Here is a 21,840-nt window from a genome sequence, read left to right on the forward strand (position 1 = left end):
TTCCATTCCTCCTATTTTTCCGCGCGTTTTTTCAAGTCCGCAATAATTCCGTCAAATTCCCTGTCTAAGTGATAAAATTTCATGATAATCAGCCCCAGTATATAGACAACAATCGGAATCCACACAAAGCAGATTTCAATGGAAAACAGCGCTGATGCAGACTGTACCGCTTTTTCTCCCGCATAGCCTCCGACTTCCAGGATCAATCCAAGCAACGCCGAACCAACACCATTTCCAATCTTATATCCAAAACTACATGCACTGTTCACAAGCCCTTCTGTTCGGTATCCTGTCTTCCACTCGCCATAATCAATCGTGTCAGATACCATCGCCCACATGGTTGCTCCTCCACATGCATTTCCAATACCACGGATCACACTGGAGACGATGATAATCGCAAGCGAGCCGCCTGAAAAATTCAGCACGAGCATCCCGATAATGTCAAACACAAGGCCGATTGCAAATACATTTCTCTTTCCAAACCGTTTTACAAGCATCGCGATAAAGAACATTCCGCAAATTTGTACAATATTGAAAATTCCGTTGATTGTCCCAACCAGATTTTTGTCCCCTAAAATATCTTTCGCATAGTAAACCGTAGAACCTCCATTTACAGAATACATAAGGAAAAATAATGCAAGCATTCCAGTCATCATCATCCAGTATTTGTTCTTGAACAACGCCTTTACGCCTTCTTTAAACGGAACCTCATCCACAGCTGACTCCGCAGCTCCCACACGCTCTTTTGTTCCAAAGAACGTAAATAAAAATGCTATGATCGCAATCACACCGAACACACAGAATGTTTTTGTCCATGCTGACGCATTATTTCCAAAATATTCTACAAGCCGTAATGTAAATGTGTTGATCAGCAACGTTCCTGCTGTTGCAAGCAGATTTCGGAAAATACTCAACACTGACCGTTCATACGGATCCTGTGTCATCAGCGCATTGAGCGCAGAGTACGGAACATTGATCGCAGTGTAAATAATCGTTGACACAAGATTATACGTGATAAATACATAAACCAGTTTTGGTGTAGATGTCCACGATGTCGGCACAGAAAACAGCAATACTCCAGATATCGCAAACGGAATACACATACGCAGTATCCAGGATCTCGCCTTCCCAAACCGGGATTTTGTCCGGTCTACAACGACACCCATGATGATATCACTGATACCATCAAAAATTCTTGACACCATCATAATCGTTCCCACTGCCAATGCATTTACTCCTGCATAATCGGTATAATAAAATACAAGAAATGCTGACATTGCCGTATAGATGATATTGCATCCAAAATCTCCACATCCATAGGAAAAACGTTCGACGATTTTTCCCATACTTAACTTTGCCTTCTTATTCATCTTTTGATTCCTCACCTTTCTTCTTTTCAGGTATATTTTTACTTTTTAAAAACATTATTTTTGAATCAAACGTTTGTGCACATCTGTTTTTCTTCATTTTTTCTACCTTCTATGCTTATATAGTATCACATTTCTCCCTTGTTCAGTAGGTCTTAAAAAATCTAAAAAAGCGGTCGATATTCTCTTTTTTATATTGTATAATGAGATAAATAAGAAAGAGGTGCATATGACATGAAGGATAACAATTTGGAAAACACTCAGAAAATTTCACATTTATACGAGATTATCGACGTCCCGCAGGCAACCGGTGTAATGTTCCGCACTTCCGTGGACGAGGGAAGCTACATCCCGACGCACTGGCACCGTGCTGTCGAGATCATCTATCTTCTTGAAGGAAAATTGGAAGTAACAATCGAATCTCAGACATTTTTGATGCAGGCCGACGATTGTACACTTATCAATGCAAATATTATGCATTCGACAAAGTGCACACAGCCCAACACTGCTATTTTGTTGCAGATTCCGGTAGAATTTATGGAAATCTACATTTCAAATATTCAACAGTTATTTTTCCTATTGGATGAAAACAGCTCTGATCTGGTGCGTCAGACAAAAATGGCACGGTTTAAAGAGACTCTGACACAGATGCAGATTGCAAATGACATCCGGCCAGAGGGATTTATTCTGCGTTTTAACAGTCTGCTGTTTGAGTTGCTGTTCCAGCTGTTACACAATTTCAGCATCCAGCTTTTTCCATCAGATCTCAGTCAGAAGAACAAAGACCGTGACCGGCTGGATTTGATCTTAAACTATGTGTCCAAGCACTATGCTCAACCGATCTCACTGAAAGAAATCGCGTGTATAGCCTGTTTACAGACCGGGTATTTTTGCCGATTTTTCAAAAAACATATGGGAATTACTTTCTTAGAATATCAAAATGAGCTGCGCCTTTCTCACATTTACCGTGACCTGATCACAACAGACGACGCGATTCATTTGATTTTAGAACGACACGGATTTACAAATTATAAATTATTCCGCAGAATGTTTCACGAACATTTTGGAGATACGCCGCTGCGGATTCGTAACAAGCACAAATCGCAGCAAAATTAACCTTTTAAAGCAGCAAAAGAAGAGCTTTTTTCAGCTCTTCTCTTTTTCCTATTTCGCTAATTCCTGAAATAATCCTTTCATTGCCGGATAAATTTTTCTAAAATTCTGATAGCGCTCTTCATATTTTGCGACAAGCTCCTGAGACGGTTCCACTGTATCAACTACTTTGACCAATTTTTCTGTCGCTGCCTCTACGCTTTCATACGCTCCACAGCCGACTGCCGCAAGTATTGCCGCTCCATATCCTGGTCCTTCCTCGCTTTCAATAACATCCACTTTCAGATTCATTACATTTGCAATAATCTTTTTCCAAAGTGGGCTCTTTGCCCCGCCTCCGCAAATTTTTGTACGTTCAATCTGAATTCCAAGGCTTCTCGCCACCTCTAATGAGTCGCGAAGTCCAAATGCCACACCTTCTAAAACAGCCTGTGTCATCTCTTCACGTGTCGTGTCCATTGTCATTCCTACAAATGCAGCCCTCGCCAGCGGATCATTATGCGGTGAACGTTCTCCCATCAGATATGGTAGATAGAACACCTGATTTTCACCTAATTTTGTAATATTTTCCTGCTCTTTTTCATATTCTTTTGTCTGCAGAATCTCATCCATCCACCACTTATTGCAGGATGCTGCACTGAGCATGCAGCCCATCAAATGATAATAGCCATCTGCGTGGTCAAACGAATGTAAAGCATTATTTTCATCTACTCCAAACTGTTTACTGGAAATAAAAATTGTTCCGGATGTGCCAAGTGAAAGATTACATCTTCCATCTCCAACTGTTCCTGTTCCGACAGCCGCAGCAGCATTATCCCCTGCTCCCGCAATAACTTTTACTGTCTTAGAAAGTCCTAACTCTTCTGCAATTTCTTGCTTTAAACTTCCGACCACCTCATAGCTTTCGAACAGTTTTGGAAGCTGCTCCTCTCTGATTCCGCAGATGTCTATCATTTCTTGTGACCAACATTTATTTTGGACATCTAACAGTAACATGCCGGAAGCATCTGAATAATCCGTACAAAATGTTCCAGATAATTTGTATGCCAAATAATCTTTCGGAAGCATAATTTTATTTATTTTTGCAAATAGTTCCGGCTCATTTTCCTTCATCCAAAGAATCTTCGGCGCTGTAAATCCTGCAAACGCAATGTTCGCTGTGTATTTCGAAAGCGTTTCCTTCCCAATCACCGTATTCAGGTAATCTGTCTCTTTTGTTGTTCTCCCGTCATTCCATAGAATCGCCGGACGAATGACCTCATCCTCATCATCAAGCACCACAAGCCCATGCATCTGTCCACCAAAGCTGATTCCCTGCACCTGACTTTTGTCACAGTCCTTTGTCAATTCCCTGATTCCTTCCATTGACTTTTCAAACCAGTCTTTTGGGTTTTGTTCCGACCATCCTGGATTCGGAAACGAAAGCGGATACTCCTTTGATACGATGTTTTTTATCTTTCCATTTTCATCCATTAAAAGCAATTTTACTGCTGAAGTTCCTAAATCTACACCTATGTATAACATACACTTACTCCTCTATATATTGTGTTTTATTCAAAAAGGGACAGGGCATTTTTCAATTGGGGACGTAGTAAAATTCAATTTTACTACGTCCCCAATTCATTAGCGCCACGGATTTTCTGTTGGATAACGAACCTCTTTCGGCTGATTATATCCGATCTCATCCACTGGCACTCCAATGTATTTAAACACTTCAAACAATGCCTTTCCAAAGTTTCCAAATGCAACTGCTCCGTGATGTGGGAAATTCTTTTCAATCAATACATGGCGGTAAAATCTTCCCATCTCAGGAATTGCAAAAATACCGATTGCACCGAAGGAACGTGTTGCCACCGGAAGCACTTCTCCCTGTGCAATATAAGCACGTAGTTTGTTGTCAGATGTGCTCTGCAATCTGAAGAATGTAATATCTCCAGGCATGATATCTCCTTCCAATGTTCCCTGTGTCACTTCTTCCGGAAGTGCTCTTGCCATAATAAGCTGATGTTTCATCTCGCAGAATGACAATTTAGATGCCGCTGTATTTCCGCAGTGGAATCCCATAAATGTATCTTTCTGTGTATAATTGAATTTTCCTTCAATATCTTCTTTATATAAATCTGTCGGAACATTATTGTTGATATCAAGTAATGTCACTGTGTCTTCACTTACAACCGTTCCGATAAATTCACTCAGCGCTCCATAAATATCCACTTCGCAGGATACCGGAATTCCCTGTGCTGTCAGACGGCTATTGACATAACATGGCACAAATCCAAACTGTGTCTGGAATGCCGGCCAGCATTTTCCGGCGATTGCCACATATTCTCTATAGCCTCGGTGTTCTTCCACCCAATCTTTCAATGTCAATTCATACTGTGCTAATTTTGCAAGAATCTCAGGCTTTTTGTTTCCTGCTCCTAATTCTTCTTCCATCTCTTTTACAATTGCCGGAATTCTTTCGTCTCCTGCATGTTTATGGAATGCTTCAAACAAATCCAGCTCTGAGTTTTCCTCAATCTCAACACCTAAATTGTAAAGTTGTTGAATTGGTGCATTACAAGCAAGGAAGTTCAATGGACGTGGTCCAAAGCTGATAATTTTTAAGCTGTTTAGTCCAATGATTGCTTTTGCGATCGGACGGAATTCGTAAATCATATCCGCACACTCTTCGGCTGTTTCAACCGGATATTCCGGAATATATGCTTTTACGTTGCGAAGCTTTAAGTTATAGCTTGCATTTAACATACCGCAATACGCATCTCCACGCCCTTGAATCAGATTGTCTCCTGTCTCCTCCGCTGCTGCGATAAACATTTTTGGTCCGTCAAAATGTTTTGCAAGCAATGTTTCTGCAATCTCTGGTCCAAAGTTTCCAAGATATACAACTAACGCATTACATCCTGCTTTTTTGATATCTTCTAATGCCTGTACCATATGAATTTCACTTTCTACAATACAAATCGGACATTCATAAATTTCTGCATCTCCATATTTTTCTGTATAAGCTTTCATAAGAGCTGCTCTTCTGTTTACTGATAAACTTTCTGGAAAACAGTCTCTGCTGACTGCCACCACACCGATTTTTAATTTTGGCATATTGTTCATGATTCTTCCTCCATTTTCTTATGACAATGTAATATTTTCACCTTTTAATCCGTTAAATGCACCTGCAATTTTTGCCTCTTCATGTGCGATCAGCCACTTGTTCTTCGCAGTCATCAGGCGATCTTCGCCTTTTTCTTTCAATGCAAATGTAATCTCTGTGTTTGTATCTTTCGGAAGTACAACTACACATCGAAAACCTTTTTCTCCTACGCTGCACGGCGCATAGTGAAGCGTCGTCGCATATACTTCAATCGCAGTCCCTGCCGGAACAAGAAAAGCTTCTACTAAAGAAGTATCGTAAGTGTCATCTTCTTTGATGTCCTGCTGAGCACCCAGCAGTAAAATCAAATCCGTAACCGCCACATTTACCTCAGAACTTCTATGATATTCCAGTGCATTTAATGTATGGTTGTGACCGTTGCAATATCCGATTTGGATCGGGAGTCCCCCATACATACTATTTTGAAAATCTCTCGCCACACTAAGTACTTCCAGTTCCTCTACAGACGGCACATAAATGACATCTTCCGGAAGAGGTGTATGCTCCATCTCTCTGATAAGTTCTGCACAATCATACTGAGCAAGCACTTTTCCATATTTCTTAAAAGCTTCATCTGTTATCTTCTGAATTTTCATCCCGCTTCCTCCTGAATTGCTTTATTTCTACTTGCATTTTAGCACCGTTTTTTTGTCGCTTCTTCCAAAAACTTATCCATGTGATGGCAATTTCTTGTCATTTTTCAAAAATAGAATCTAACAATCTTGCTTAATTTACTCTCTTACAATATACGAGATATCGTTTTGCATTCGATCCGTATGGATGACATGTCAAAAGAGTAACCATATCTTCTCCTTGACGAATCAATAATTTGTCTGTCTGCGACGGCTCAATAATTTCGATATCAGAAACCTCATATTTCAACACTTCTCGAAAATTTTCAATTACTACCGGATCTCCCACCTGAAGCTTTTGAATATTCCGGAACATTGCCGTCTTTCGAAATCCCCGATGGGCGGCAATCACACAATTTGTATTCTCGCCTCCTACCGGATACGAAGTTTCCGCCAAATGAGCCGCCCCCATAGACATATTCTTTTCGCTGGCGCCAAGATAAATTGGCAGCTCCACATTCAGTTTATCAATTTTCACGAATCCAACGACACCGTCCTCAATTCCATAACTACTCAAATCAATTGTGTTCTGCTCATACAAAAAAGGATCTCGCACTCCGGTTCGTCTGGATGCATACAAAGCTTCATTTCTCTTTACCAGCTCATGATACAACTCTTCTACTTTTATTTTCGAATTTCGTTTTTCTTTCTCAAATTCTTCCTTTTTCTCTTTTGCTTCCTGTCGAAAAAGAAAATCTGTAAGCTTTGGATACTGGGAAATCAAAATTCCTGCCACAATTAAAATAACACCTAGAATATAAGCCTTTTTCATAATTTCCTTTTTCTCCTTCTCTTTTTTCCGTACTTACGATACCGAAGAATTGTCATCGTAATTTTACCAGTCCCAAATACACCTATTACAATCGACACGCCGATAATGTAGTACCGCCACGGCATCAATTTTCGAATCAACGATGGAGTCTGCTCTTTTTCTTCTTTTTTTACATACTCAGTACGCTCTCCTGTGACCAAAAGTCTATGTGTATTTACCCCGTACGGAGTGCATGTCACAAGCGTCACAAGATCCTCACCATCTGGGGTGATTGTCAGATTCTGCAATTCTTCCGGCTCCACTGTCTTAATCTCTTTCACTTTATAGGCATGTGTTTCATCTAGTATATGAATGTAAATTTCATCCCCAAGTTTCATCTCATCCAGCCTGGTAAACAGTTCCGCTCTCGGAAGTCCTCTATGTCCTGTCAAAACCGTTCTTCGATTCTTGCCTCCAATTGGAAGTGCCGTCATCTCCAAATGTCCAACTCCTTTTCTCAGAACTTCCTCGCTCGTTCCGTGATATACCGGAAGGTTCAGATCAAGCTTGGGAATCTCCAGATAACACATAACACCCTCCTCATCCAAATTCAAAACTTCATCATAATTGTCCGGAACCGCATATCCGCTCCCAACGATAAACGGGTCATGTACAGGATCTCCGGAAAGATTTTCATTATAGATTTTTGCCTCTTCCCACTCCGCTTCAATCTCTTCCTTTGAAGTATCTTCCACATTTGCCTTATAGATATCGATCACTTTATTTTGACTGAGTTCTGCAAAAAAATTGCTGATAAACGGATACAAAAAGATTCCCACACCAAGAAGGATAGATAAAATTGCAACTCCCCATATAATTACTCCGCTTCCCCTTTTTTCCGTATTTTCTGTCTTCATCTATCATCCTTTCCAGAAATGACAAAATCCGGAGCAGAACGTATCGCTCCACCCCGGTATTCATTTCTATCTATGCACGTCTTCTTCTCTGATAACCTGTAATCAGCATAATACCGCCTGCTACAAGAACAATACCTACGATTGAGAAGATAACAGTTCCCATACCACCTGTGATTGGCATGATTGGAGGTTTTCTGTTGACTACAGTTTTGTAAACAATATTTGTTACATTTCCATCAAAATCTCCTGCATCATCAACTTTTCCATCTTCATCATCATCTTTGATCACAACTTTAATCAACTCGTCCAACAATTCATATCCATCCGGAGCTTTTGTCTCTTTCAGATAGTATGTTTCTGTTGCCAAACCTTCTAAATCTAATTTTCCTTCACTGTCAACTACTAAAGTTGTTGTTGTATTTGTATCTTCCTCTTTTGCCAAATGATACTTTCCATCTGACATTTTCACAAACGTCATTTCTGTCTTTTGATCATCTCTTAATAACTGGAATTCCGCACCTGCTAATGGTGTTTTTCCATCTTCTTCTACCTTTGTCACATCAATTGCATAAGTATATACTTTTTCTTTATCTTCGGATGGTGTATAAGAATCCCAATCATATGGATCATTATTCTGTCCTACGTACGCCTTGTTTTCCAACGGATCTGCATCTTCCGGATATCCTGGATCTCCCGGACGTAAAATCGCATTTTCATTGATTGTACCTTGGTATGTCACCTCGATGGCTTTCAGTGCAAATGTGCTTCCATTTTTTTCATATGTTGCATATTTTCCCATTAAAGCATCATAATCGAAGTCTAAAATAAAATCTGCTAATTCTTGTCCTTCTGCTGCTTCCAGATTTCCTTTCACTCCATCTTTTCCATTGTCTTTTGCATCATAATATAATTCAAAAGCTTCTACATCTTCTTCTGATGTACCAATTTGTTTTTTATCTCCATTCTCATAAACAGCATTTACAGTAAGATTGTTTTCCTTATATGTATGTCCAAATGTAATACCAATCGGAAGGTAGTCTCCAATACGGAAAATTTTTGCTGTCGCATCTTCCGGATAATATGGAACAGGTACATTTACCGTATAATTCACTTTTTGACCAATCTCTACGGTGTGATCATCAACTTCTTTTTCAATCGCTGCCGGACTTCCTTTAATTGTCACTTCTGCATCATATGCGAACCATTCTTTTTTGGTTTCATCATAGACTGGTACAATATTAGCTGTAGCTGGTGCATATTCATAAGTACTATGTTCTCCACTTTCATCTGGAGTTGTCAAAATCAAATATTGACCCATTTCCATACCGTCAAATATTAACGTAGGTTTTTGTCCTCTCATTGTTGCAGAGGCAGCCTTATTTAACTTAATTTCTCCACTTATGATTGCATCTTCAAGTTTTCTCATAAGATTACTCAGCTCAGCGCCTGTCACTTCTTCAAAAGATTTTGGAACTTCATTGTTATTTTCCACATAACTTTCAAATCCTTTTTGACTGGTCAACCAACTTGCTACTCCATCTGCCCATACATAAGTAGGATTGATTGGTTGTTGATTGTCATAATCAAATTTTACATCCACGATTTTATAGACATTCACATTCGCTCCTGCATCCGTCTCTTTTCCATTTACTGTAATCGTATGTTTCTCATTCTTTTCAATGCTTGCTTGAACCGGCACCCCCATTGAAATTGTAAGTACCAACGCAATACAGGCTGCCACTATTTTTGATAATAATTTCATCCCTTTGTTTCTCATAAATGTTCTCCCTTTGTTCTTATTTCACACTTAAATTTTTATAATTTACCTCGTTTTCTCTGTAAAACTAAATGCACTGTAATCATCAATCCACTTATTGTGACTGCTGCTCCTAAAATAAGGAAACGATCAATTCCACGTCCCCCTGTAATTGGTGGATTGATTGGTTTGTAATTTATAATAGAAAATCTATTTTCTGCTTCTTTTATTGCTGTAGGTTTTTCCCCATATTCCCCTGGTATCTCTTTAAAAATAACTCTTTTATCTCCTCCTGGAACAACAATCATATTCCATTGACCAACAGATCTCATATACCCTTCTGGTGCTTTTGTCTCTATCAATCGGTAAGTAGCTTTTGTAAATTTTACGGTTTTGTTTTCATCGTTTACAAAATTCAAATATCCGCTCCATCTATCAGAAGTCGCTTTTCCAATCCATTCCCAGCATTCTTGTCGTTCCCCATTTTTGATAACTTTATTATGGATTTCATCATTATGCTCTTTGGGATTTACACATTTTAATCGATAAAGTTCAAATGTAGCCCCCTCTAATGCATGATCTGAATCGTCAATTTTATATAATCTGATTACCTCGGAAGGTGGATTATAATTATTCACTACATCTACAGAGGTCTTTGATTGTGTTCTGATTCCAATACTCTCCACTTTTTTGGTTGTAACAGGCTCTGCTGTCTGTCCATTTTGTGTAACTTTCATGATTGTGTCATATGTTTTTTCATTTCCAACAATTTCTTCCACTGAAACAACCTTTCCCGCTGGAAGCCAAAATTCTATATTTTCTTTTGATTTTAAATTAAACTTGAGAATCCCATCTTCAACTGCACAAGCAATTTGCTCTGTCGCTTTCTCACCGCCGACTGCCGTTTTTTCTCCAATAATTGAAGCAGGTATTTTTTCCTCTTCTGATGGATCTAAATTAATTTGAAAATTAAATTCCGTCTCTTCATTGTCTCCTTCAAAAAATTCATCTACAGTCTTTGAAACTGCAATTTTACCTTGTTTGACAACCGTTTTCCCGTTATTCCCAAGAAATACAACAACCGAACCATTCTCTGAAATCTTGTCCTCACCACTTATTTCATATATATCCGAATTTTCTTCAAGCATTGATTTGTAAACATATCCAGTTGTTCCTGTTGCATTTCCATTAGTGCCTTTGTCTTTCTCACCCAATGTTTCTTGTCGGAAAGTTCCCTGCGGAATAGCCCATCCTGCATTTTCATCTATAGCCGTCACCAAATTCAATGATGCTTTATCCATCCGAGTAAATTCCTGCATTCCTCCATCCAATTCATAGACTATCTTTTGATAGTAATACTCATTTCCATCATCTGCATTTGGCTTTTCCCCAGTGTAGAGTTTGTAGTCATTTTCACCGCTCTTAATATAAATCGAAGTATTCTCTGTATAGTAATAATATTCATTCTTTTCCGATACAGTAAAGTGAACCGAAGTCTTTGCCTCTGGAACTTCTGCTTTATCTTCCCATGCATTTGAATAAAATGTTCCTGTCTTTGATATATCACCCTTCTCTAAATATCTATATCCAGAATCTACTTCACTCAAATCATATTCATTGATTCCATCTCTCAGACCCACCTCATAAAAAAGATTTACCGGATACGCTATTGTTTTCTCAGTATGGCTATCCTCGCCATTTGATGCATTTCTCAACACGTTATATTTCACAAGCGGAATCAAAGATGACGGAACGAAAAATCTCACTGTCTGTACATGTGTTGTAAGATTGTTTTCAACTCTTACACCGAGATACATCAACTTTTCACCAGATATTGTTCCAGACGAACTTCCATAATAAAAATAAGACTTATTTATAAAGGCAGCATTCTCAGGTTTTACTTCCTCATATGCACAAGGTGCCAAATATGTTCCATCTTCTTTCGCATACCAGGCAATATAATTACTGGCATTCCCACTCGATGCATCATAACAAATTTGCCCTGTATCTTGTGCATTTTTTAAAAGTTTCTCTGCCTCTTCTTCAGTGATAGTTAAGCGCTCTATTAACGATTTTAGGAATTCTGTCTTTTCTTCTGCAGTGGCATTTCCATCTTTTTTCATTTTTTCTGCAAATGTGCTTCCTGTATGTAGTTTTCCACCATACATTACTCCTGTTATATCACCTACGCTCATATATTCTCCAAGCGTATCTTCAAATGCAAGATATCCTGAATAATTGGAAGCGCCTTCTTCCGTTGGCAATTCTGCTGATTGAATTTTTATCCTCTCTACAAGTTCTTCAAACTTTGCGATTAAGTCGTCCGCACTGCTTGCATTAAAAAACTCATCTACATAATATCGGTCTGTACATTCTCCTGATTCCGCTTTTTGTAATTGATTATCCACCTTTGGAACATCTATTGATTTTCCAACCGCTTCTAAATGTACTGTTTCTCCCTCCGCTGCCTCTAAAAATGTATTCCACCAACTGTCTAATTCAACTTCTGTATTCTCCGAAGGATTTAAAACCATGCGGGCATACTTGTTATCATCACCAGTAAGCTGTGCTAACAACCCTACTGTATAAAATAATGGGGTCTTAGAATATGATTCCGACAACATTTTTTTTACCCATGCCCCTGTCAGCTGTGTAAGAAACGCCATACGAATATCTGTCTCTCTGCCGTATCCTACCGTAGAATCTCCTCGCTCCGCATAATGCACACTTGCCGCTGTCGGTGCACCATCACTCATAAGTGTGATAACAGGAATTCTTCCTTCACTATTTCCATTCGAATCAGGAATTAATTTTTGGAAGGCTTCCATCAAACCATTTTGAATATAAGTGTTCCCTTGCACTGCATAAGACAACTCTTCATTATACATCGGATTTCCAGCAGAATTTTTAACATTCTTTCCGAGTTCAATCCTGGAACTACCAGGGTAATTTATTACTGAAAAAAATATTCCATCATTAGTTGTATATCTGTCTAACGGCAACGGACAGCTTGCAGTATCTTCTTTGGAATCTTCATCATAGTTAAGTGCACCCGAATACAGAACAACCCCTACCCTGTTTTTTTTATTCATATCTAAAATTTCCTGAATTGTACTATTTACCGCCTTTACCAGCATGCTAATTTTTTGGTCATCCTCATTTTCCGCCATACTTCCAGAAATATCCAATACAAGCATAACATCCACCGGAATTGCCGCCTCTAGTGTAACCGATTTCGTTGAGCTAAGTGCTGACAATCCCACCAAAAAATTATCCGTTTCTTTTCTGGATATTGTAGTACTATTGTTATCGCCTTCAATTGACTGCAATGTGATATCTCCATCTACAACCGTCTTATCCGTCCATATCTTACCGGCATTAGACGTATCCGTCTCACTTCCGAAATACTCCTGCCAACTGTTTATCGTACTCACATCAGCAACTCTTGTAACTGCCTGCTCCGGCTCCTCTTTCTCCCCTTCCGGTGCCGAGAACAACGTTACTTGAAAAATCATTCCCATCAGCATTGCGACGCAAAGAGCTGCCGCAATCATTCGATGCATCCTATTGGTTTTCAAACCAAATTTGTTCATCATTTCCCTCCTTTCTTTCTAGAATATCCAATAAAAACTGCAACGAAGTCATTGGAATGTATCTTATTTCTACTGAAGATGCTTTTGAGAGATTCTTATAAAATACATCAACTATTTCTTTTTACACAAAAAAACAGCAGACCTCTCAACAAAGATAGGTTCTGCCGCCTCCATAGGAGCAGGATCGTATACCATCCTGCTAACTGGGAAATATCCGCCTATGAGGCATCGTACCCACTATGTTTAAATTTATATGCATTTTCTCAATTTTAATAAAGCAATATTAAGTTATCAATCCAAAAAATTATACGCCTTCGTTACGGTAGTATTTTATCCTACTTTATAGCATATTGCAACATAAAATTGCATATAATGATATATTATCATAAAAAAGGAAATGTTATGAAGCCATTAAAAAACAAAGTAAGTATCACACTAGATGAGACTGTAATTGAAAAAATCAAAGACTTGGCAGAAGAGGACGACCGGAATTTCAGTCAATATGTTAATATGGTTTTAAAGGACTGGATAAAGCGTCATGAACAATATCTCTAGTCAAGTCCCAATGTTCTTCTTTCTTACAAGAAAGACTTTTCTATGACGAAAATGGAGCAGCCGACACTCCTCAAAGTGTCCTCTGCTCCATTTTTTTACACTTCCTCATTCACTACCTGAATCAGTTTCACTATGTTATCTCGTATCTTTGGCGGCACATATTGTGGTTTTGAAAACAAATATCCCTGAAGATAATCTACCCTTAACCTGATAACCTGTTTCAGTTCTTCAATTGTTTCGATTCCCTCGGCAATCACTTTCATCTCACGCTCGTGCGCATAGCCCACAATATTTTCCACGATTTTGCATTTATCCGGATTACTGTCAATATTTCGAATAATGTCCATGTCGATTTTAATAAACTTCGGCGAGATGGATAACAACATTTTCTCGCTGTTATATCCGCTTCCATAGTCGTCCAAAGCCAGCTCTGCATGCCATTTTTTCATAAGCTTTGCTTTTTGATTTTGATGATTTTCATCAACACATTCTCCCTCTGTGACTTCCAACACTACATTTCCCAGATATTCAGCATATTTTTCCTCTAACTCCTTCACCTTTTTGTCACTTAAGATTTGATTGGCAATAGAGTTGATAAATATTTTTGAATGTTTATCAATCAAATTATTATTTACGTGGGTCGCAAACGTATCAAGCGCAAGTTCCCACGTAAGTTCTTCTATCGCATTCAGACAGTTTTCTTCTTTGGCAACTTTTAAAATGTCCAGCGGAGACTTTAGTGATGGCGTAAATGATCTCATCAAAGACTCATACGCAAAGACGGATCCATCTTTACTGCTTATGATTGGCTGGAAATAAAACTGCAGTGTTTTATTTGTGATAATCGTCTTCAATTCATCTTTCACTTCTCTTTTGAACGAATCTCTCAGATACTCATCCCGATCAAAATCTGTCATATCCCCTTTACTGCTATGCTTGATCTTATACATTGCATAGTCCGCAAAATGCTGCAGTTTTTCGAATGACTCACTGTCTTTTGGATACCAAGCCAGTCCTCCCGACACTTCCATCTGGAAAGATTTTTCTCCAATCGGAATTGTTGTCTTTCGAATTGCTGATTTTAAATGTGCAATCAACTCTGTAATCACCGCTTCATTCTCATACCCATAGAAGAATATATAGAATTCATCCCCTGAAATACGAGAAATAACCGTGTTTTCAGGGCTGTTGCGGACAAATATCTCTGCTGCTTTTGCAATATAGTTATCTCCGTTTTCATGACCGTAATTGTCATTTATATATTTCAAATTATCTAAATCGAGCATCAATAATGCTGCTGTTTTCAGCTCAGCTCTATGGTTTTCAAACAAGTCATTCATAATCCTAATGAATGCACCGCGATTTAAAAGCCCTGTCAATGTATCGTGGTCACGTTCATATTCAATTACCTGTTTTTCAATCACAGTATTTGTCACATCTTCAATGATTCCGGTATAAATGTTCCCCTTCTCCAACAAGCGAAGATTCACATACACCACATTATTTTTATCCGGAATCTGAAACAAGTACTGTTTCTGACTATAGTCGGAAGACACAATATATTGCTTATATGGATCAAATGCTTTTTTAAACTGCTCTAGTGTCAGAGAGGCGGCATTGATTTCATCATTGAGGAAAATCTCGAAAAAATTATCTGATAAAAACAGTTCCTGAGTATCGTCATTATATTCAAACCCAGCCAGCTTTACACTTGCCATCTGAAGCAAATTTGTAAACTTAGAGGAAGTATCTCTCACATTTTGATTCAATTTTTCCATCGTGCGCGCGAAGCGGTCAATTTCCGCAATATTTGTCCTCTTGAATCGAATCTCATCTTTTACATTTGCCCGGTCAACCTCTTCTGTCAGCTTTTTAATCGGTCTTGAAATGATATAGCTAAAGATAAGGCTTCCAACAATTCCCACTGCTACTGTCAGAACAATTGCAAAAAGCAAAATAGATTTTATCTTGCCAGTAAACGCAAACAGCGATTCTGTATCCGCAATCCCCACCAGCATCCACTGCTGGTTGCCATATGGCGTATTATCATTATAAATATTGAGGCGCTGCCTTGACGTGTATAATTTTCTGCCCTCACTGCATACATAATAGTCATTATCCAACTTAGTGAGATTCACTTTCGAGGTGTTCTTTTCACATGCACTTCCACTCACAGCAAATCCTTCCATCGACAGCTCACCATCTTGGTTGAGCGCAATCATATAACAGCTGTTTTCATCATCTAACAACTCTGTGCTTGGCAAAATCTTACTTAAATAGTCTAATGTGATATCGATTCCCACAACTCCATAGACAACTCCTTTGGCATTGATCAGCGGAAGAGAATATGTAATCGCATCGTATTTAGTTCCATTCAGTCTGTACTTTCCGCCCCAATATCCCATCTCCTCAGCACTGTACTCTCCATTACTTTTGAGTGCCTGCTGATATGGTGTATAGAAAAAATCATAATACGTGACATTTTCTTTTTGGAATTCAAAACGAGGACGCCACGCAGAGTCCGTCGCAATATTTAGCGATTTCACCACTTCCGCCGGCGCACGCTCGATTAATATATCGCCATTTTCACTTGAGCTCTTAGACATCGGATCAAAATCTCTTAAATATACTCCCGGTTTATCTTCAATCCCATCATCTAAATTATGGTTATTTAGAACGATATAGGCTCCCGTCACACGCTGTGAGCACATCGTCGAAATCAGCTGGTCTACTGCTTTTAGAATAAGTGGTTCCGCAGAGTCCGAACTTTCGTCCAGTGTTTCAAATTCAATACTTCCCTCTCTGTCCAGTTCTTCCGCAATCTTATTAATATTGTCAGCTAGTTTTGACAGGTTCGACCAGTTGTTCACCATTTCGTTTTGCAGAGAGGCACTTCGGTTAATTACTTTTTGATCCACAATATCTTTTGCATTCTGATTTAGTTTTTCATAGATTCCGCCCACTCGGAGACTTTCTGATAAAATTGCTGTCTCAGCCAAAATAAGCATACACATCCCAAGCAGCAAATAGGAGAAAATAGACTTGTTTTTTCTAAACTTTCGAAACATAATTCCTCCTTTACTGCTGCACCAGCAATTCCTACTGAGTTTTTGTATCTTCATACCATTTGTGGAAATAATCGTCATTGTCAAATTGGCTGACTGCTTGCTGAAGCGTCATCCCACTTTCCAGATTCTGTTCCACAATCTCTCTGTCCTGTTTTGCCAGATCTCGCATTCCCTTTTCCAAAAACACTCTGGCAGTTGTTCCATTTTTAAACGGAATCGATGTGTACATCTGATTATCCCCAATCATTTCAAAGCTGGTACGCAGAACTTTTTTTACCGATTGCTCCACTTTCGTCACTTCTGTCACTTTATCAAGATTATTCGCAGATTTTGTGACTGGCAAATAACCGCTGGCCGTCGAGAATGCGATATTCTGTTCATCGCTTGTGAACCACTTTAAGAACTCGGCGCATGCCCGCTGTTCCTTTTCACTGCTTTTTAACACCAGCATTCCGGCTCCCTGCTGTATCTGATAGTCTTTTCCGCCTTGAAATTTGGGACATTCCAGCACTTTCAACTCAATCGGGTAGCTTTCTTCGTCATTTAATATCACCCGATCAGGAAAATATGTAACACTGGAAGACGAAGAGACACATGCAAGAATATTCCCCACTTTTATATCGTCACTTCGGAATTTTCCGGATGAATCAAAGTATCCGCTAATATAGGGTACATAATAATTGTCCCACAGTTTTCTCACCACATCTTCCTCAAAATGAAGTACAATTTTATTATTCTCTTTACTAAACATATCAGTTGACAATTGTCGATATCCTGCCAGCATATAATTTGCAAATGCATCCCTTCCAAAGAACGCTTTCCCATCATTTTGTTCCTCAGTCAAACTGTCTGTCCACTCGTAATATTTTTTTGCAGTTTCTGTAATGCCCTCTATCGTACTCAATTCTTCTGTTGTCACACCGACTGAAGAGGAAAATTTCTCCCAATCCGTCTTATTTAACATTAGTAATTCTACCGACTTCGCCACCGGAAAAATCTTTAGTGAGTCTTCTCCCGAAAAATTTCCCTCTGTAATATATCCCTCTACATATTTGCTCAGTTCCTCTTCTGTAAAATAAGGTTTCAGATCAACTGCATATCCCAATTGATCGACTTCATACGCTGCATCCCCATAGGCTGCAAACATATTCGGCATCTGATCCGCCCCTGCTTTTCCCTGAATCGCATCTAATACATTTGCTTCCAATTCACTGATGGTTCCCTGCCCGGATCCCTCAACGACAATCCCCTTTTCTTTTCCAACTGTCTTGTTGAATTCTCTAACCAGCCTGTTGAATTCATCTTGCTGTGCTCCATTATAATAATGCCAGACCTCAATCGTGACCGGATCGTCTTTGTTAAGCAAATCCTGTTCTTTCTCTTTGCACCCTGTCACTATCAGCATCGCTGACAGTACTAAAAATGCTAACTTTGTTCTCTTCATATCCCTTCTCCTCATATAATAATATTCGATTGATCATCGTATATTCTTTCGATATTCACTTGGCAGCATTCCATATTTCTTCTGAAACTCTTTTGCAAATGCCTTTTGATTCGAAAATCCATGTTTTGCCGCAATCTCACTGATTGTCTTGTCCGTTTTGACAAGCTCCTGATAAGCATACTCTACACGCACACTTTGTAAATACGCTTTATAATTGATCTTTGCATACTTCTGAAACATTTTTGATAAATACGTCGGCGAATACCCAAATATCTCTGCAATATACTCCAACGATAATTCTTTTTGATAATTATCTCGGATATAGGAAGTAATCGATGAAAGCCGATTCAACTTCCTGTGATTTTTCACCATATCCTCACTCACTTCATTAATGCGATACTGTGTGATCATGAGGTACATAAGCATGTAGAACTGACTTTGTACTTGAAACTCATATCCGCATGCTCTCTTGACGTAATTCTCATACATATTCTGAATTAATTCCATCATCTGACTGTCGTCCACACCAGGTTCATGGGAAAACAATACAAATCGTTCCTCAGAATAGTAATTTTCAAACGTTGCCATTGGAATCTGCAGTACTATCGTCAGATTCGGTTTCGGTGAAAAAACAGAGTGAACCTCATTCGAGTTCGCGATAATAAATTCTCCCGCTTTGAGCGGCACTTTTTTCTCATCTAAAATAAATGTAAGACTCCCTTCAAACACGGCAAAAATTTCAATTGAACGATGCCAGTGTCTGTCCCTCACATAATTTCCTTCTTTGCCCTCAAACACAAACAATTTGAATGGCAGATCTTCATTTGGTACGACAAGCTCATGTTTATACGCTGTCTCTTTTTCCATATTTTCTCACCTTCCCCCTTTCCTACTTTCTTTTCATACTGCGAATCATCTGTTTCGTCTCTTTTGATATCTTTAAAGATTCGGTAATCTTTTGCAGCGCTTTATTGTATGTAAAATCATCCAGGTTGTTTTTCTTCAAATATGCCATCGTCTCATCGGGAAGCTTAATATAATAAATAGAAACTGCCCATGCGACTGCCATTTTTACATAATAGTCTTCATTCCGTATCTGGTCAAGCAGAGCGAGGCCTTCTTTTACATGCTCTCGATCAGTATAATAATCGAGCAGCATGACAACACCAAACCGAATATAATACGGTCTTGCATCTTTCAGATACGGTACGATAAATTCCCACATCTCCTGCGGATATTGTTTCGGCAGCTTCAGTCCCGCACAAAAACTGTCACATACCGCCCAATTATCAATCTTTGGGAGAAACTGTTCCACTTGAATAAGTATCTCTGAAAGTTCTGCTTTTATATATCCGATTACCAGTCCCTGCAGCATAATCTCTTCAAAGCTGTCATCTTTTGCCTCTTCCAAATAAGTTCGCCAATCTGTTTTTGCAAGCTCTTTTGCAAGTTTTCGAAGCTTTGGGATTCTCACTCCAAGCATATTTTCTTTCGGAACATTCGGTGTCAATTTTGCCATAAACGCACGAAAGTCTGGCTCTGCCAGACTTTCTAATCTCATTCGGATATTCATCTTACTCACCGCCAAGCTTGCTTGCCGCAAACCATCCTGCCGCAAATGTAACTACGCTTATCACAATTATAATCACAGAAACACCGCTCCAGTCTGTCTTTAACAGAATTGCAATTGGAGATGCAAGAATCAGACCGATGATCGCATAATATGCATGAATCTCTGCCTTCGAGAAAATAAACTCAATGATTTTCGCAATCAGGAATATTCCTATTACTACACCAATTCCAAACGGTGCAAGAATACCGACACCTGTTAAAAGTCCATTCATGTCAAATGCCATAAGTGCATCAATAAAATTATTAATTGCTTTCAAAATCGTATCATAATATCCAAGCAGCATCAGCATCATGGAACCACTGACTCCCGGTACTACCATCGTCGCTGCTGCAATGACACCGACTCCAAACAGCTTCACTACATTAATTACATTGAAACTTACATCTGCTGCATTCCCACTTGTCTCTCCCATCACTGCCATCAAGATTACAATTCCAAAAAATGCCAAAAACGGAATGATCTTTCCGACTGTCACCGCATGTCCCTTCACTTTTTTAAAGATAAACGGAAGACTTCCTGCAATCAGACCGCAAAACGCAAAATTCGTCGGAATCGGATATGTCTCCAGCAGGAACTCAAACAATCTTGACAATGCGACAATCGCAATTCCCGCTCCGATAAAAATTGGGATTAAAAGTTTCATACTTTCCTTGAATTCTTTTTTCAGATGTGTAATGGCATGGATCAGCCGGTCGTAAAGTCCCATGGCAACCATCATCGTCCCACCGCTCACACCAGGAATAATGTTAGCAATCCCCACTACCATTCCCTGTAATACTTGCTTTAACATGTTTTAATCTCCTTACGCTCTTCTATGTATGTTTTCAGAAACGAAATCAACATTTCCATCTCTTGTCTTGTTCCAATCGAAATCCTTAAATAATCTTTGATTCTGGAACCTCCTAAAAATCTAACATAGATGTCCTCTTTTTTCAAGGCTTCAAACAATTCTTTTGCGTCGAATTCAGGATGCTTTGCAAAGATAAAGTTAGATCTGGAATCCGGAAATACAAATCCAAGCGCAGAAAGTTCCTTTTTTGACCACTCTCTAGTCTCTATGATCTTTGCTGTCTGCTCTTCAAAGTATATTCTGTCTTTCACTGCCTCCACGCCACAGACCAGCGACGTCTGATTCATCGTATAAGAATTGAAAGAATATTTCGCATCATTGAGATATTTGATCAAGGTCGGATTGCTGATGGCATAACCAATACGCATTCCTGCCATAGAACGAGCTTTCGAAAATGTCTGCACGACAATCAGATTGTCATATCGGTCAATCAGCTCCATCGCCGATTTCCCCGCAAAATCAATATACGCCTCATCCACAATCACGATCACATCCTGATTGTGCTGCAGAATATCCTCCACAAAATCCAACTCTTCATAGATTGAAGTCGGAGCATTCGGATTCGGGAAAATAACACCGCCATTTTCTTTGTAGTAATCTTCTTTTACAATACGGAACTGTGAATCAACCTGTGGACACTCATATGGAATCCGGTAAAGCTCTGCCCACACTTTGTAAAAAGAATAGGTAATATCCGGAAACAAAATTGGTTTTTGGGAATTGAAAAATGTGAGAAAACACATTGCCAGCACATCATCCGAGCCAACCCCCACAAATACCTGTTCATCCTTCACACCATAATATTCCGCCAATGTATGTACGAGTTCTCCTGCCGTTGGATCCGGATAACGGCGCATCAGGTCTGTATCCATATTCTGAAGCGCCGTGCGCACTCCCGGCGCCGGCGGATACGGATTTTCATTTGTATTCAATTTGATCACATTTCCCTGTGGCTGTTCTCCCGGAACATACGGCTCTACTTTTCTGATATTGTTTTCAAATACTCTCATCTT

At 39.2% G+C, this 21,840-nt stretch carries 16 protein-coding genes; 2 read left to right on the forward strand and 14 right to left on the reverse strand.

Features of this window, described 5'->3' with window-relative positions:
* Window positions 1-11: 11 nt before the first annotated feature.
* Window positions 12-1,370, reverse strand: coding sequence for an MFS transporter (locus BQ5364_RS12650; RefSeq protein WP_022251167.1), 1,359 nt, complete (start codon window positions 1,368-1,370; stop codon window positions 12-14).
* Window positions 1,371-1,601: 231 nt separating this feature from the next.
* Between BQ5364_RS12650 and BQ5364_RS12655 the strand changes: the two genes are divergently transcribed.
* On the forward strand, window positions 1,602-2,483 hold the full coding sequence (locus BQ5364_RS12655) for an AraC family transcriptional regulator (protein ID WP_083382842.1): 882 nt from the start codon (window positions 1,602-1,604) through the stop codon (window positions 2,481-2,483).
* 48 nt (window positions 2,484-2,531) lie between these two features.
* On the opposite strand, the gene xylB is transcribed toward BQ5364_RS12655, so the two are convergent.
* From xylB to BQ5364_RS12690, 7 genes are all read right to left on the reverse strand, one after another.
* The gene (xylB, locus tag BQ5364_RS12660; protein ID WP_004611040.1) at window positions 2,532-4,004 is read right to left on the reverse strand and encodes a xylulokinase; all 1,473 of its coding nucleotides are present in this window, start codon (window positions 4,002-4,004) and stop codon (window positions 2,532-2,534) included.
* Between the two features lie 99 nt (window positions 4,005-4,103).
* Window positions 4,104-5,588 carry an L-fucose/L-arabinose isomerase family protein gene (locus BQ5364_RS12665; protein WP_022251171.1) on the reverse strand — a complete coding sequence of 495 codons (1,485 nt, stop codon included), beginning with the start codon at window positions 5,586-5,588 and terminating at the stop codon, window positions 4,104-4,106.
* 18 nt (window positions 5,589-5,606) lie between these two features.
* Window positions 5,607-6,224, reverse strand: coding sequence for a DUF4867 family protein (locus BQ5364_RS12670; protein WP_004611042.1), 618 nt, complete (start codon window positions 6,222-6,224; stop codon window positions 5,607-5,609).
* Window positions 6,225-6,354: 130 nt separating this feature from the next.
* Window positions 6,355-7,032: a class C sortase gene (locus tag BQ5364_RS12675; protein ID WP_022251172.1), complete on the reverse strand. Its 678-nt coding sequence runs from the start codon at window positions 7,030-7,032 to the stop codon at window positions 6,355-6,357.
* Window positions 7,029-7,928: a class C sortase gene (locus BQ5364_RS12680; protein WP_083382845.1), complete on the reverse strand. Its 900-nt coding sequence runs from the start codon at window positions 7,926-7,928 to the stop codon at window positions 7,029-7,031. The genes BQ5364_RS12675 and BQ5364_RS12680 overlap by 4 nt, the downstream gene beginning before the upstream one ends.
* 70 nt (window positions 7,929-7,998) lie before the next feature.
* Complete coding sequence (locus BQ5364_RS12685; RefSeq protein WP_071144409.1) at window positions 7,999-9,705, reverse strand: SpaH/EbpB family LPXTG-anchored major pilin; 1,707 nt, start codon at window positions 9,703-9,705, stop codon at window positions 7,999-8,001.
* A 38-nt stretch (window positions 9,706-9,743) separates the two neighbouring features.
* On the reverse strand, window positions 9,744-13,280 hold the full coding sequence (locus BQ5364_RS12690; protein ID WP_136017827.1) for a SpaA isopeptide-forming pilin-related protein: 3,537 nt from the start codon (window positions 13,278-13,280) through the stop codon (window positions 9,744-9,746).
* 399 nt (window positions 13,281-13,679) lie between these two features.
* Between BQ5364_RS12690 and BQ5364_RS12695 the strand changes: the two genes are divergently transcribed.
* Window positions 13,680-13,832: a hypothetical protein gene (locus BQ5364_RS12695; protein WP_022251176.1), complete on the forward strand. Its 153-nt coding sequence runs from the start codon at window positions 13,680-13,682 to the stop codon at window positions 13,830-13,832.
* 95 nt (window positions 13,833-13,927) lie between these two features.
* On the opposite strand, the gene BQ5364_RS12700 is transcribed toward BQ5364_RS12695, so the two are convergent.
* From BQ5364_RS12700 to hisC, 6 genes are read right to left on the reverse strand one after another with little or no spacing between them, the layout of a single operon-like run.
* Window positions 13,928-16,900 carry an EAL domain-containing protein gene (locus BQ5364_RS12700; protein WP_071144410.1) on the reverse strand — a complete coding sequence of 991 codons (2,973 nt, stop codon included), beginning with the start codon at window positions 16,898-16,900 and terminating at the stop codon, window positions 13,928-13,930.
* A gap of 31 nt (window positions 16,901-16,931) precedes the next feature.
* Window positions 16,932-18,344: an extracellular solute-binding protein gene (locus tag BQ5364_RS12705; protein WP_071144411.1), complete on the reverse strand. Its 1,413-nt coding sequence runs from the start codon at window positions 18,342-18,344 to the stop codon at window positions 16,932-16,934.
* A gap of 33 nt (window positions 18,345-18,377) precedes the next feature.
* Window positions 18,378-19,211: an AraC family transcriptional regulator gene (locus BQ5364_RS12710; RefSeq protein ID WP_071144412.1), complete on the reverse strand. Its 834-nt coding sequence runs from the start codon at window positions 19,209-19,211 to the stop codon at window positions 18,378-18,380.
* A 22-nt stretch (window positions 19,212-19,233) separates the two neighbouring features.
* Entirely contained in the window at window positions 19,234-19,917 is a 684-nt protein-coding gene (locus BQ5364_RS12715; RefSeq protein WP_004611044.1) for a DNA alkylation repair protein, read from the reverse strand.
* Window position 19,918: 1 nt separating this feature from the next.
* A complete protein-coding gene (locus tag BQ5364_RS12720; protein WP_071144413.1) occupies window positions 19,919-20,767 on the reverse strand; it encodes a DUF368 domain-containing protein in 849 nt (282 codons plus the stop codon).
* Window positions 20,761-21,837 (reverse strand): histidinol-phosphate transaminase, encoded by a 1,077-nt coding sequence (gene hisC, locus BQ5364_RS12725; RefSeq protein ID WP_022251181.1) that lies wholly within the window; start codon window positions 21,835-21,837, stop codon window positions 20,761-20,763. The genes BQ5364_RS12720 and hisC overlap by 7 nt, the downstream gene beginning before the upstream one ends.
* Between the last annotated feature and the right edge of the window lie 3 nt (window positions 21,838-21,840).

Source organism: Coprococcus phoceensis (genome assembly GCF_900104635.1).
Classification (GTDB): Bacteria; Bacillota; Clostridia; order Lachnospirales; family Lachnospiraceae; genus Faecalimonas; species Faecalimonas phoceensis.